Annotated in this window: 14 protein-coding genes and 1 riboswitch; all 14 genes read right to left on the reverse strand. The window is 38.4% G+C overall.

Annotated features, from left to right (window positions below; translation table 11 throughout):
- Positions 1 to 42 precede the first annotated feature (42 nt).
- Positions 43 to 1,458: a bifunctional metallophosphatase/5'-nucleotidase gene (locus JFT95_RS22610; RefSeq protein WP_206764595.1), complete on the reverse strand. Its 1,416-nt coding sequence runs from the start codon at positions 1,456 to 1,458 to the stop codon at positions 43 to 45.
- Between the two features lie 736 nt (positions 1,459 to 2,194).
- Positions 2,195 to 3,592, reverse strand: coding sequence for a Fe-S cluster assembly protein SufB (gene sufB, locus JFT95_RS22615; RefSeq protein WP_002015928.1), 1,398 nt, complete (start codon positions 3,590 to 3,592; stop codon positions 2,195 to 2,197).
- A 48-nt stretch (positions 3,593 to 3,640) separates the two neighbouring features.
- Positions 3,641 to 4,072 carry a Fe-S cluster assembly sulfur transfer protein SufU gene (gene sufU / locus JFT95_RS22620; RefSeq protein WP_002089369.1) on the reverse strand — a complete coding sequence of 144 codons (432 nt, stop codon included), beginning with the start codon at positions 4,070 to 4,072 and terminating at the stop codon, positions 3,641 to 3,643.
- Positions 4,062 to 5,282: a cysteine desulfurase SufS gene (sufS, locus tag JFT95_RS22625; protein ID WP_002015930.1), complete on the reverse strand. Its 1,221-nt coding sequence runs from the start codon at positions 5,280 to 5,282 to the stop codon at positions 4,062 to 4,064. Before sufS ends, sufU begins: the two co-directional genes overlap by 11 nt.
- Positions 5,282 to 6,574, reverse strand: a complete 1,293-nt coding sequence (gene sufD / locus JFT95_RS22630; protein ID WP_002089372.1) for a Fe-S cluster assembly protein SufD — start codon at positions 6,572 to 6,574, stop codon at positions 5,282 to 5,284. The genes sufS and sufD overlap by 1 nt, the downstream gene beginning before the upstream one ends.
- 15 nt (positions 6,575 to 6,589) lie before the next feature.
- Positions 6,590 to 7,375: a Fe-S cluster assembly ATPase SufC gene (sufC, locus tag JFT95_RS22635; RefSeq protein WP_002034576.1), complete on the reverse strand. Its 786-nt coding sequence runs from the start codon at positions 7,373 to 7,375 to the stop codon at positions 6,590 to 6,592.
- Positions 7,376 to 7,612: 237 nt separating this feature from the next.
- On the reverse strand, positions 7,613 to 8,419 hold the full coding sequence (metQ, locus tag JFT95_RS22640) for a methionine ABC transporter substrate-binding lipoprotein MetQ (protein WP_201053295.1): 807 nt from the start codon (positions 8,417 to 8,419) through the stop codon (positions 7,613 to 7,615).
- A 71-nt stretch (positions 8,420 to 8,490) separates the two neighbouring features.
- A complete protein-coding gene (metQ, locus tag JFT95_RS22645; RefSeq protein ID WP_002015935.1) occupies positions 8,491 to 9,303 on the reverse strand; it encodes a methionine ABC transporter substrate-binding lipoprotein MetQ in 813 nt (270 codons plus the stop codon).
- Between the two features lie 22 nt (positions 9,304 to 9,325).
- Positions 9,326 to 9,991 carry a methionine ABC transporter permease gene (locus tag JFT95_RS22650; protein ID WP_002129754.1) on the reverse strand — a complete coding sequence of 222 codons (666 nt, stop codon included), beginning with the start codon at positions 9,989 to 9,991 and terminating at the stop codon, positions 9,326 to 9,328.
- Positions 9,984 to 11,009: a methionine ABC transporter ATP-binding protein gene (locus JFT95_RS22655; RefSeq protein WP_201053296.1), complete on the reverse strand. Its 1,026-nt coding sequence runs from the start codon at positions 11,007 to 11,009 to the stop codon at positions 9,984 to 9,986. The genes JFT95_RS22650 and JFT95_RS22655 overlap by 8 nt, the downstream gene beginning before the upstream one ends.
- Positions 11,010 to 11,317: 308 nt before the next feature.
- Positions 11,318 to 11,425, reverse strand: a riboswitch (SAM riboswitch).
- 125 nt (positions 11,426 to 11,550) lie between these two features.
- A complete protein-coding gene (locus JFT95_RS22660; RefSeq protein WP_088040374.1) occupies positions 11,551 to 11,895 on the reverse strand; it encodes a hypothetical protein in 345 nt (114 codons plus the stop codon).
- Positions 11,896 to 12,047: 152 nt separating this feature from the next.
- Positions 12,048 to 12,356, reverse strand: coding sequence for a thioredoxin family protein (locus JFT95_RS22665; RefSeq protein ID WP_002015940.1), 309 nt, complete (start codon positions 12,354 to 12,356; stop codon positions 12,048 to 12,050).
- A gap of 3 nt (positions 12,357 to 12,359) precedes the next feature.
- A complete protein-coding gene (locus JFT95_RS22670; protein WP_000640865.1) occupies positions 12,360 to 12,704 on the reverse strand; it encodes a toprim domain-containing protein in 345 nt (114 codons plus the stop codon).
- 559 nt (positions 12,705 to 13,263) lie between these two features.
- Positions 13,264 to 13,647, reverse strand: a complete 384-nt coding sequence (gcvH, locus tag JFT95_RS22675) for a glycine cleavage system protein GcvH (protein WP_000026895.1) — start codon at positions 13,645 to 13,647, stop codon at positions 13,264 to 13,266.
- Positions 13,648 to 13,684 lie beyond the last annotated feature (37 nt).

Genomic DNA, 13,684 nt, shown 5'->3' on the forward strand with positions numbered 1-13,684 from the left:
TCTTTATGACAAGAGAAAAATGAGTGTTACAAGTTAACTAGCCTATAGTTTGACTGAAGATGTATAAGTTATCAACATGTCTGTTAATACATCTCTAAGCAATTCCGGCATATAATATTGTTTGTCAGAAAGTGTGGATAGCTCTGGGTATAAGTATCCGAATGTAAACATATCAATCGTTCCTACCGTATATATCCGGTCTAATTCCAGCGATTCGCCGTTAATCAATACATCTTCTAGTAAAATTTTATTCCCTGGAATCGTATCTGGAATCACTTCCAAACCATCGTAAATCATTTTCCCCATTACTTTTCCACGAAATCCGAATCCTTTCACCTCAAGATTCTCCATATTCGGGCGGCGCGCTTTCAAAATAACTTCTCTTAACGTTTTCCCTGGTACTTTTAACAGACATGGATTAATTGGATGTGGACAAATCCGATGAATATCTCCGCGCGTCACAACACCTTCATTTAATCCCTCAAGAAGTACACCAGCATTCACCATCCCAACATCCGCATTACACCACTCTTTAAGTGCACTTGCCAACATATGAGAAAACGTCGTCTCCTTAAACCAATCAACCGGCAATGATTCTTTTAAATGAACGACAGGCTCAGCCATTATCTGTTTACTTTCTTCCTTTAGCATTTCAATTGTGGATAACGGCTCGCTATAAGCACCTAACCGTTCTGTCTTAATCGCTCTACCGTCTTTTTTCAACAGTCTCTTCGTCTCTTTATCCACAGTAAGCTGAACGTGACCAACGTAATGTCCCCACTTTTCACAACAGCAAAGCAAAGTATTATCCACAAGAACACCGCGCTCAAATAAATGATGCGTATGTGCCCCTAAAATAACATCTATATCATAATGCTCCGCCATATACTCATCCATACTTTTTCCAAGATGAGAAAGCACAACAGTAATATGAGCTGTATCCTTAACTTCTTCTAAAATCGACTCTAAATGGATGATTGGATCTTCAATATGCCAGTCTAACATATGATAAAACTCTGGATAAGCTACCGTTAATCCAATAAAGGCAATCGTAATCCCATCTGTCGTTGTATGTAATTTATAAGGCTGCGCCCACGCTGGACGTACACCTTCTTTTTCAAATAAATTCGCTACGAGCACCTCAAACCCAGCATCATCATATAGACGATTCAAATGCTCTTTCGCCAATGTAATTCCTTCATTATTTCCGATCGTTACATAATCATATAGCGCCTCATTTAATAATTTTGTATTCCCAAGTCCATTTGTCGCTTCCGAAATACTATGAAAACGATCCACATGATCGCCAATATCCACAGTTAAAACAGTCTCTCCCGCTTCCTGTCTTCGCCTTTTCTCCCCTTGTACAAACCGAGAAATTTGCGGCCAATTTTCAAAATGACTATGTATATCGTTTGTATGATAAAGGTGGATGATTGTTTCTTTATTTATATTCAGAGAAAAAACCTCCTCTCAGTTCCTTACTGCCATTTACGCTATACGTACGCAATAATCCTGTAAATACTTTTCGTCTTTTCTTGCTATTCTACATTGTACTCGCATTATAAGAAAAAGCCAAAGATTGCCCTTTTAATATGGAAAACTTTATATTACTTTTTCTAGTCTGTTGATTAGTTTGAGGGGGGAATTTTTGTGAAATGATTCTAGTTGGTGGGGGGAGGAGATTTGTCAGTATCTTTGTCTTACTTCCATATAGGTGCTCCTCTCGTATTTAAATGTTGAGGGGGATATGAGGGATTTCCTTTGTCTTACTTTGTCGACAAATCGATATTCCTTGTCCAACCGCTGATATATTGAAATAATCGCCGATATATTCCGAGTTGTGGTCGATATATTTCATTAAACACCTACCCGGGTATCTTACAGCCGAACCCGAATATACAACATAAAAAAGCGCCCTGCACAGCAGGGCGCTTTCTTTATACATATATTATCCAGTTCCAGCGGCTAGAATGTTCGGTGGCTTTACTTCTTCCTATGAGGCAAAAAGCGCCTCTACGTCAGAAGCTCCATCCCCCTCACATTCTGAACGAGCCGCTTCCACTTTAAATATGTCCAGCTTCGTCTCCTAGACCCTCATGTCTAAGAACCTTCCGCACCAGAAGATAAAAAGCATCTTCTGTGCGAAAGAACCTTAGCCAACGGGTCTGAACAGTCGGCTCCGCATTTCTATTTAACCGATAGAACCTTCCATCTCAAACTTGATTAGGCGGTTCATTTCAACTGCGTATTCCATTGGAAGTTCGCGAGTGAATGGCTCGATGAAGCCCATTACGATCATTTCTGTAGCTTCTTGCTCAGAAATACCGCGGCTCATTAGGTAGAATAATTGTTCTTCTGATACTTTAGATACTTTCGCTTCGTGCTCAAGTGAAACGTAATCGTTTTTGATTTCGTTGTAAGGAATTGTATCAGATGTAGATTGGTTATCCATGATTAACGTGTCACACTCGATGTTAGAGCGAGAGTTTTTCGCTTTTGGTCCGAATTGTACGATACCACGGTAAGTTACTTTACCACCATGCTTCGCAATCGATTTAGAAACGATTGTTGAAGACGTGTTTGGTGCTAAGTGAATCATTTTCGCACCAGCATCTTGGTGTTGGCCTTTACCAGCAATCGCGATAGATAATGTTAAACCACGAGCGCCTTCGCCTTTTAAGATAACTGCTGGGTATTTCATCGTTAATTTAGATCCGATGTTACCGTCAATCCATTCCATCGTTGCGTTTTCTTCACAAACCGCACGTTTTGTAACTAGGTTGTATACGTTGTTCGCCCAGTTTTGGATTGTTGTATAACGGCAATATGCATCTTTCTTAATGATGATTTCTACTACCGCACTATGAAGTGAGTTAGTCGTGTAAACAGGTGCTGTACAACCTTCTACGTAGTGTACGTGTGCACCTTCGTCTACGATGATAAGCGTACGCTCGAATTGTCCCATATTTTCAGAGTTAATACGGAAATACGCTTGAAGTGGTGTATCAACTTTAATACCTTTTGGAACGTAGATGAATGATCCACCAGACCAAACTGCAGAGTTTAATGCAGAGAATTTGTTGTCTGTTGGTGGGATTACTTTTCCGAAATGCTCACGGAAAATATCTTCGTTCTCTTTTAATGCGCTATCTGTATCTTTGAAGACGACTCCTAGATCTTCTAGGTCTTCTTTCATGTTGTGGTATACAACTTCAGATTCGTACTGTGCAGATACACCAGCTAAATATTTTTGCTCAGCTTCAGGAATACCTAATTTATCAAATGTCGCTTTAATTTCCTCAGGTACTTCATCCCAAGACTTCTCAGATTTCTCAGATGGTTTTACGTAGTACGTAATTTCATCGAAATCTAAGTCGTTTAAGTCGCCGCCCCATTGTGGCATTGGCATTTCATAGAACTTATCCAGTGATTTTAAACGGAAGTCTAACATCCACTGTGGTTCTTCTTTCATACGTGAAATCTCTTCAACGATCTCTTTTGTTAAACCGCGTCCAGCACGGAAAATCGAAACGTCTTTATCCTTGAAACCATATTTATAATCGCCGATATCTGGCAGTTGCTTCGCCATGTTGGTGTGTCCCTCCTTATATAACCTCGTTTTTAGGAACCTTTAACATTACTTATCTTCGTTTAAGCCCTTTTCTAACGCTTTCCACGCTAATGTTGCACATTTAATACGTGCCGGGAACTTGCATACGCCTTGTAATGCTTCAATATCTCCTAAATCAATGCTGTCATCATACTCTTTTCCTAGCATCATGTCAGAGAAAATTTTAGAAAGCTTAAGGGCCTCTTCAATTTTCTTTCCTTTTACTGCTTGTGTCATCATTGAAGCTGAAGACATTGAAATTGAACATCCTTCGCCTTCAAACTTCGCTTCTTGTACAATACCCTCTTCTACTTTCATCGTAAGTTGAATACGATCGCCGCAAGTTGGATTGTTCAAGTTAACGGTAACACTATCTTCTAACACGCCATGGTTACGAGGATTTTTATAATGATCCATAATAACTTGACGATATAACGTATCTAAATTATTAAATGACATTTGTGAAATACTCCTTTGTCTTGATTAGTGATTCAACAAATGTATCAATTTCTTCTTTTGTATTATATAAATAGAAGCTCGCACGTGCTGTAGAAGAAGCTTTTAGCCACTTCATAAGCGGTTGTGCACAGTGATGTCCTGCGCGAACCGCAATGCCTTCTACATCTAATACAGTTGCTACATCGTGAGGATGTACGTCTTCAATATTAAATGTAACTAGACCAGCGCGATGCTTTGGACCATAAATTGTAACGCCATCTACTTCTGATAGTCTCTCTAAAGCGTATTGCGCTAATTCATGTTCATGCTTTTCAATATTATGAAGACCGATTTCTTCTAGGAAATCAATTGCCGCACCAAGTCCGATTGCATTACCGATAATCGGTGTACCTGCTTCGAACTTCCAGGGAAGCTCTTTCCAAGTAGACTCTTGTAAGTCTACGAAATCAATCATTTCACCACCAAATTCAATTGGTTCCATATTGTTTAGCAATTCTTTCTTACCATATAATACGCCGACACCTGTTGGTCCGCACATCTTATGAGCAGATAATGCGTAGAAATCACAGTTTAAATCTTGTACATCCACTTTCATATGAGGTGCACTTTGTGCTCCATCAACGATCATGATTGCACCGTTTTCATGTGCGATTGCTCCGATTTCTTTTACAGGGTTAATCGTTCCAAGTACGTTAGAAACGTGCATGATAGAAACGATTTTTGTATTCGGTGTAACTGTTTGACGAACATCTTCTAAAGAAATTGTACCGTCTAGTTGAAGCGGAAGGTATTTTAAAGTTGCACCAGTTTTCTTCGCAACTTGTTGCCACGGAATGATGTTACTATGGTGCTCCATGTAAGAGATGACGATTTCATCGCCTTCTTTTACATTATCAAGACCATAGCTAGCTGCTACTGTATTTAATGCAGTTGTCGTTCCGCGCGTGAAAATAATCTCTTCCATTGATTTCGCATTAATAAACTTGCGAACTTTCTCACGTGCACCTTCATACGCGTCGGTAGCTTTCGTACCGAGCGTATGAACACCGCGATGCACGTTAGAATTATATTCTTTATAGTAACGTTCTAACGTTTCAATGACTTGAATTGGTTTTTGAGAAGTTGCTGCACTATCGAAATATACAAGTTGTTTGCCGTTCACTTTTTGATCAAGAATTGGAAACTGTTTGCGTATTTCATGAATATTCATTAGCGAACTTTCCTTTCAATTACCTCAACAAGCTGTGCCTTTACTCCTTCAATTGGAAGCTCATTTACTACAGGTGCTAAGAATCCATGGATGACTAAACGTTCTGCTTCGCGTTTTGGAATACCACGGCTCATCAAGTAGTATAATTGGTATGGATCTACGCGGCCTACTGAAGCTGCGTGACCTGCCATTACATCATCTTCATCGATTAAAAGAATTGGGTTTGCATCACCGCGAGCTTTCTCATCTAACATAAGAACGCGAGAAGATTGTTGTGCATTTGATTTAGATGCACCGTGTTCAATCTTACCAATTCCGTTAAAGATAGATGTTGCACTATCTTTTTGTACACCGTGTTTTAAAATCCAACCTTCAGAGTGTTTACCGAAGTGAACAACTTTAGTTGTAAAGTTTTGTGTTTGGTTACCACGACCAATTGTTACTGTTTTTGTATCAGCATATGATCCGTCGCCCATTAAGTTCGTAACGTTCTCTGAGATTGTATTTCCGTCATTCATAAGGCCTAGAGCCCAATCAATGCGGCCGTCGCGTCCAACAATTCCGCGGCGGTTAACGTAAGTTGTTACGTCTTTTGCTAATAGATCAACCGCACCGAATTTCACTTGTGCGCCTTGTTCCACGATTACTTCTGCTACGATATTTGCAATACCTTTAGCATTTTCATTTGCAACGTAGTTTTCTACATATGTTGCAGTACTGTTCGCATCAGCTACGAATAATACGTGGTTATATACGTTAGCTTCTTCGCCGTCTACTAAGAATACAGCTTGAAGTGGAGTTTCAAGAACAACGTTTTTCGGAACATATACGAATGCACCGCCGTTGATTAATGCAGCATGAAGTGCAGTTAGACGATGCTCGTCTACTTTCACGCCGTCTTTCATTAAGTACTTTTGTACTAATTCAGCATGCTCTGTTGCAGCTGTTACGATGTCTGTAAAAATAACACCTTTTTCTTTTGCTTCGTCTGCTAAAGAAACGAAAGCAGTTGTACCAGTACGTTGTACTAATACGCTGTTATTTTCATCGATTAAGTTTTTCACTGCTTCTGGAAGCTCTGTTAAAGAACTTACAGGCTCTTGCTTAGCAGCGTCGCCTTTTCCGATAAAGTCCCATTTTTCAATTTTCGTTTTATCAGGCGTTGGCATTGGAAGTTCAGTTGCTTGTGCAAGAGCTTGTAAGCGGAACTCAGTCAACCAAGCAGCTTCGTTTACTTCGCTTGCGCGCTGACGGATTGTTTCTTGATCGAAAGGTAATGTACCGATTGTCATGTTTATGCTCCTCTCTTACGCTTCTTGCTCTGCTGTTTCGTCTTCAATACCTAATTCTTTTTTAATCCAGTCGTAACCTTCAGCTTCTAGACGTTGTGCAAGCTCAGGGCCACCAGATTTAACGATACGACCGTTCATCATAACGTGAACGAAGTCTGGAGTGATGTAGTTTAATAAACGTTGGTAATGCGTAATCATTAGGCAACCGAACTCTTCGCCGCGCATTTGGTTGATACCTTTAGATACAACTTTTAATGCATCGATATCAAGACCTGAGTCGATTTCATCTAAGATTGCGATTTTTGGCTCAATCATCATTAATTGAAGAATTTCGTTACGTTTTTTCTCTCCACCAGAGAAACCTTCGTTTAAGTAACGTTGTGCCATTTCTGGATCCATTTCTAGGAATTCCATGTTTTTATCTAAAGTACGGATAAATTTCATAAGAGAAATTTCATCGCCTTCTTCACGACGTGCATTAATTGCAGAACGTAAGAAGTCCGCGTTTGTTACTCCGCTAATTTCACTTGGATATTGCATTGCTAAGAATAGACCTGCTAGCGCACGCTCATCTACTTCCATTTCTAATACATCTTCACCGTCGATGATTATGCTACCTTCTGTTACTTCATACTTTGGGTGACCCATAATCGCAGAAGATAAAGTTGATTTACCTGTTCCGTTAGGTCCCATAATTGCGTGGATTTCTCCACCTTTTACTTCAAGGTTTACACCTTTTAAAATTTCTTTGCCATCGATTGATACGTGTAAGTCTTTAACCGTTAATGTAGAACCAGCCATCTCAATACCTCCATTAATCCTCTATATACATTTTAAAAATTACTAAAACGTTCATATTCTCATTTTATTCTCATTCTAATCTTATAGCAAATAAAATGATATCGCAAACACTAAGAAAATGTAACAATTTTTTCACAAATGTATATAAGTATTTCCTTTACATCCTCTTATGATACACCTTTCTTCTTATATATATAAAGAAAAAAGGACTGGATTATTCCCAGCCCTTTCCAGCACCTATTCGTTCACAGGAAGTACAGCACCTTTATATTCTTTGTTAATAAAATCTTGAATTTCTTTTGAATGTAGCACTTCTACTAGCTCTTTAATTTCTTTTTTCTTCTCGTCACCTTTACGAACTGCGATAATATTTGCGTAAGGAGAGTCTGATCCTTCAATTGCAATTGCATCCTTTGTTGGATTTAATTTCGCATCAATTGCATAATTTGAATTAATAAATAAAGCATCACCTTCATTGTTTTCGTACAGCTTCGGTGAAAGTCCAGGTTCTACATCTGTTTTAAACTTTAAATTTTTCGGATTTTCTACAACATCTTTTACTGTTGCTTTAACAACATCTACACCGTCTTTTAATTTAATAACGCCGCCTTTTTGTAACAATGCGAGCATACGGCCACGCTCCGCTACGTTATTACTCATAATAACTGTTCCGCCATCCGGAAGTTCTTTTAAGCTTTTATATTTCTTAGAATAAATGCCCATTGGCTCTAAATGAATTTTTCCTGCATTTACAATTTTGTATCCTTTTTCTTGAATCTCTTTATCTAAATAAGGGATATGTTGAAAATAATTTGCATCGATTTCTTTATCAGCTAATGCCTTATTTGGTAAAACATAATCCTGGAATTTTTTTATCTCTAACTTAATGCCCTTTTTCTCTAATATTGGCTGTGCCTTTTCTAAAATAACAGCGTGCGGTATATTAGAAGCGCCAACGACAAGCTTATTCTCATCTTTCCCCCCGCAAGCAGCTACTGTAAATACAGACAGTGCTGTAACAACTGACAATAGAATCTTTTTCATATGATGTCCCCTTCTCCCCTATAGTTATGTAGTAAAAAAAGGACCGGCATACACCAGCCCTTTTTCCGCAATTATTCTTTTACAGGAACAACTGCCCCTTTATATTCTTTAGTAATAAAGTCTTCAATTTCTTTAGAATGCAGTACTTCTATAAGAGCTTTAATCTCTTTTTTATCTTTATCGCCTTTACGAACAGCTACTACGTTTGCGTATGGAGAATCATTTCCTTCAATTGCAATCGCGTCTTTTTCTGGGTTTAATTTCGCATCAATTGCATAGTTAGAATTAATTAGAACCGCATCGCCTTCTTTATTGTTATACACTTGTGGCAATAAACCAGGCTCGATATCTGTTTTGAACTTTAAGTTTTTCGGATTATCCGCAATATCTTTTGGAGTTGCTTTAACTGGCTCTACTCCGTCTTTAATTTTTAAAATGCCTTCTTTTTGTAAAATTGCTAAACCACGACCATGATCAGTAACAGAATTACTCATAATAATTGTCGCCCCGTTTGGAAGTTCTTTTAAGCTCTTATATTTTTGAGAATACACACCAATCGGTTCTAAATGGATTTTTCCTGCTATTTCAAAATCATATTTCTTATCTTTGATCTCTTTTTCTAAATACGGAATGTGCTGAAAGTAGTTTGCATCTAATTCTTTATCTGCTAACGATTTATTTGGTAATACGTAGTCTTGGAATTTTTTAATTTCTAACTCAATTCCTTTTTTCTCAAGTAACGGTTTTGCCTTTTCTAAAATTTCAGCGTGCGGTACGTTAGAAGCACCAACAACAAGTTTCTTTTCATCTTTATCTTTCCCGCCACAAGCAGCTAACCCAAAAATTGAAGTTGAAATAAGTGCTGTAAGTAATAATTTTTTCATTTGAAATATCCCCCTGTTTTCATTATCTTTTATCTATTCGAGTCGTTAAACTATCACCAATCCACTGAATTAAAAATACAACGAGTAATACACAAATTGTCGCAACGATTGTTACATCGTTATTTCCACGCTGGAATCCCTCTAAGTAAGCAAGTGTTCCAAGACCACCAGCACCAACAACACCTGCCATTGCTGTATAGCCTACTAAAGCAATAGTCGTAACCGTAATACCAGATACTAACGCTGGTAACGATTCTGGAATTAACACCTTCAAAATAATTGTGCTTGTTTTTGCTCCCATCGCTTTTGAAGCTTCAATTACACCTTTATCAATTTCACGAAGTGCGATTTCAACCATTCTCGCGTAAAACGGTGCCGCTCCAATAATTAAAGCTGGCAGCGCTGCACTCGCTCCGAGTATTGTTCCAAGAAGAATCTTTGTGAACGGGATTAATAAAATAATTAAAATGATGAACGGTATAGAACGGAAAATGTTTACGAACGCTCCAATCACCGTATTAATCGCTTTATTTTCCCATAAATTATCTTTCGCTGTCATAAAGAGTAATAGTCCTAAAATAAGTCCTAAAACAAATGTGGCAAGCGCTGCGATTGCCGTCATATATAACGTTTCACCAGTTGCTTCTAACATTTGATTCCAATCAATATTTGCGATTAACTTATCCATGTGCAATCACCTCCAGCTCTACTTGATCTTGATGAATCCCTTCTATTGCTTGCTGGATCGCTGTTTCTTCACCATTTAAATGAACGACTAAACTTCCGTAAGAGCCGTTATTCGTTTGCGCGATATTTCCTTGCAAAATGCTAACTTCTATATCACCGCGCTGCATTAACCTTTGAAGTACCGGTCTTTCTACCGCTTCACCGACAAACTGCAAACGAATTACTTTTCCATCTGGATACTTTTCTATTAAACTTTCAATCGTTTCATTCGTATCTTCAGAATCAGTTAACTGCTGTACAAATCGTTTTGTAATGTCTTGCTGTGGATTACGGAATACGTCAAGTACTGGACCCGTTTCTACGATTTTCCCTTTCTCCATTACAGCAACTCGATTACAAATTTTGCGAATAACGTGCATCTCATGCGTAATCAATACAATTGTTAAGCCGAGACGCTTATTAATATCTAACAATAAATCTAAAATTTGATCTGTCGTTTCCGGATCAAGAGCTGACGTTGCTTCATCACATAAAAGTACTTGTGGATTATTTGCTAACGCTCTTGCAATCCCGACGCGCTGCTTTTGTCCACCACTTAGCTGAGATGGGTACGCGTCTCCTCTTCCTTCTAATCCAACAAGATGAATTAACTCATCGACACGTTTTCTTCTCTCCGCCTTATCGACACCTGCAATTTCAAGTGGGAATGCGATATTTTCACGCACAGTTCGTGACCAAAGTAAGTTGAAATGCTGAAAAATCATTCCGATTTCTTGTCTTGCCTTACGAAGTTCATTTCCATTAATCGCTGAAATCACACGATTCGCAATTGTAATTTGGCCAGAAGTTGGTTTCTCTAACTGATTAAACAATCTGATTAACGAACTTTTCCCAGCGCCACTATATCCAATAACACCAAATATTTCGCCTTTCTCTATTTGTAAGTTGGCGTTATCTACAGCAGTGACATCACCGCTTTTTGCCTTATATATTTTCTTTACATTTTCTAATAAAATCATGATGTTCACCCCTTTTTTAAATAAAAAGCGCAAGCGGCTCGCTTAGAACAAGAGGGCGTTGGAATCCCAGACGTAGAGGCGCTTTTTGCCTCATAGGAAGGGATGAAACGACCGACTGTTCTAGCCGCTGGAGCTAGATTTCATAAAACTTTGGATAGACTCCGCATTTTTTTATTTTTCATGCGTGTAGTCCATCGTTATAGCTCCTCTTATTATTTGAATTTCCTCCGCATTCAAACAACAAAAAACCTTTCCGCTTCTAGAGAAGCAGAAAGGTTTATATGCGTATATAACAACATTATCCCTCTCTCTCATCTCTCAAAGCATTTGCTTTGCAGGAATTGGCACCATTTCAACATAAGTTGACGGTTGCCGGGCTTCACAGGGCACAGTCCCTCCACCTCTCTTAATAAGAGAAATCAGATTAAATTTTCGTCTGATTTAAAATTTATGAAATTGTCTATATTTTATGAATTGAATTGTATCAATATCCACACGCTCTGTCAACAGAAATTTTCACAAAAAAAGAAACTTCAGAATTTTAAGCTCCGACTGACATCGGTTTACATATATGAAACATCGATTCAACTAATAACATCGTTCGATACGTTCCAGAATATTGTACCCGTCCATCACTCATTAACTTTTGCAGCCTCATATTTCCAGTCACTAATTTTTGTACATCCTCTTCCTCTAAACAAACGATTTGTTCCGTTCCTCTCGTCTCTTTCAAAAGTTCTATATAATCTCTTGAAATTTGTAACGAACAGCATTCATTTCCAAAACGAAAATTAACAGTTCTTTCTCCTTGCCTTAAAAGCGGTTCTAAATGATATTGACCATTAGCGTAATTTACAAATGATTGAAGCAAAGAATATAATTTCATCCTAAACCACATCCCTCATATCACTTTCTATTACATACCATTCCCTCTTATTAAAGGACAATCCTGTTGCTTTCGCTCGACAAATACTGTATCTATCACGCATGTCGACATATTTCCCAAGAAATATGTCGAGGCGGCAAAAACTTTGCCGCCTACTTTAATTCCGTATATAAATATTCAACCGAATGAAATGCATATATTTTCTTCATCAGTGTCCCATTTTCAAAAATAAGTAAACACGGTACACTTTCTATCCCATACTCTTTCGCTAAATGCGGGGCATAATTTAAATCTAACATTCCAATTTTCAAATCTTCAATCGTCATCTCAACGACCGTTAACATCTTCTTTGCCAATTGGCATGTTCCACACATTGGTGTATACACATATAACACTGTTTTTTCTTCATTTCCTATTAGGGCTGTAGCTTCGGCACCTGTCCAATCAATCACTTCTATCATTCCTTACCGTAAATATTCTGTATAAACGTCAATGTCTGCTCCCCATAATACATTTGCTAAATGTGAAGAAGGTGCAGTCGCCACCTCGCGATACGAGCGATCAATATAAATATGCTCTGCTTGCGGAAATTCTTTTCGGAATTGTTTCCTTAACTTTTCTCCTGCATCATCAGCATCCACTAGCACATATACGTCCTTATCAAAAAATTGATCAATGAGCTCATCCATTTTCGACAAACCAATTGTACCATTTGTACAAACAATTTCCACTGGTTCACGAATAATAGATTCAATCTTTCTTCTATCCGATTTACCTTCTACAATAATGACTTTTTCCACATAAATCATATGTCATCACCCGATCACCATATACTATACAACCTTTAACTTAGTATATAGTATATTCGTTATTTTCATGTTGTTTCCTGTTTATTTTTGCAAAAGAAAAGCGCAAGCGGCTCGCTCAGATTGTGAGGGGGATGGAGCTTCTGACGTAAAGGCGCTTTTTGCCTTGTAGGAAGAAGCGAAGCCACCGAACAATCTAGCCGTTGGAGCTGGACAATAACGAAAAGCGTCTTCTCGTACGGAAGGTTCTTAGACATGAAGGGCTAGGAGGTGGAGCTAGACAATGAAAAGCGCAAGCGGCTCGCTCAGAACAAGAGGGCATTGGAACTCCTGAACTAGAGGCGCCCTTTGCCTCAAGTGAAGGAGTGAAATGACCGACTGTTCTAGCCGCTGGAGCTAGACAACGAAAAGCGCAAGCCGCTCACTCAGCATGAAGCCTCCATGAAAAAAGTTTTTCAAAAACGTTCTCCTACATAATAATTAATATATATGTTTTTAAATTCATTATGTACACAACATAAAAAAGGACAGCACAAAGGCTGTCCTTTTTCTTCGACTATAATTAGTCTTGGTTTGTCATTTCTGCATATTTTTCTGCAGTTAATAACTTCTCAACTTGGCTTGCATCAGAAAGTTCAACTTTAACCATCCATGCACCCTCGTATGGAGATTCGTTAACTAGTTCTGGTTGGTCACTTAATTCTTCGTTTACTGCTACAACTTTACCACTTACAGGTGCGTATAGTTCAGAAACTGTTTTAACAGATTCTACGCTTCCGAATGGCTCGTCAGCTTGGATTGTTGCACCTACTTCAGGAAGTTCAACGAATACGATATCGCCTAACTCACCTTGCGCAAAATGAGTAATACCGATAACAACCGCATTACCTTCTGTTTTTACCCATTCGTGTTCTTCAGAGTAACGTAAATTATTTGGAATGCTCATGACTGTACCTCCAGTGAATGTATTAATTATGTAAAAA

The organism is Bacillus sp. TH17 (genome assembly GCF_016651125.1).
Classification (GTDB): domain Bacteria; phylum Bacillota; class Bacilli; order Bacillales; family Bacillaceae_G; genus Bacillus_A; species Bacillus_A mycoides.

Bases quoted from the DNA above. Each gene is read 5' to 3' on its own strand.
- sufU (WP_002089369.1), bottom strand. From the start codon at position 4,072: ATGTCATTTAATAATTTAGATACGTTATATCGTCAAGTTATTATGGAT.
- JFT95_RS22665 (WP_002015940.1), bottom strand. From the start codon at position 12,356: ATGATAGAAGTGATTGATTGGACAGGTGCCGAAGCTACAGCCCTAATA.
- JFT95_RS22655 (WP_201053296.1), bottom strand. From the start codon at position 11,009: ATGATTTTATTAGAAAATGTAAAGAAAATATATAAGGCAAAAAGCGGT.
- metQ (WP_002015935.1), bottom strand. From the start codon at position 9,303: ATGAAAAAATTATTACTTACAGCACTTATTTCAACTTCAATTTTTGGG.
- sufB (WP_002015928.1), bottom strand. From the start codon at position 3,592: ATGGCGAAGCAACTGCCAGATATCGGCGATTATAAATATGGTTTCAAG.
- JFT95_RS22660 (WP_088040374.1), bottom strand. From the start codon at position 11,895: ATGAAATTATATTCTTTGCTTCAATCATTTGTAAATTACGCTAATGGT.
- JFT95_RS22650 (WP_002129754.1), bottom strand. From the start codon at position 9,991: ATGGATAAGTTAATCGCAAATATTGATTGGAATCAAATGTTAGAAGCA.
- sufD (WP_002089372.1), bottom strand. From the start codon at position 6,574: ATGACAATCGGTACATTACCTTTCGATCAAGAAACAATCCGTCAGCGC.
- gcvH (WP_000026895.1), bottom strand. From the start codon at position 13,647: ATGAGCATTCCAAATAATTTACGTTACTCTGAAGAACACGAATGGGTA.
- sufS (WP_002015930.1), bottom strand. From the start codon at position 5,282: ATGAATATTCATGAAATACGCAAACAGTTTCCAATTCTTGATCAAAAA.
- metQ (WP_201053295.1), bottom strand. From the start codon at position 8,419: ATGAAAAAGATTCTATTGTCAGTTGTTACAGCACTGTCTGTATTTACA.
- JFT95_RS22670 (WP_000640865.1), bottom strand. From the start codon at position 12,704: ATGATTTATGTGGAAAAAGTCATTATTGTAGAAGGTAAATCGGATAGA.
- sufC (WP_002034576.1), bottom strand. From the start codon at position 7,375: ATGGCTGGTTCTACATTAACGGTTAAAGACTTACACGTATCAATCGAT.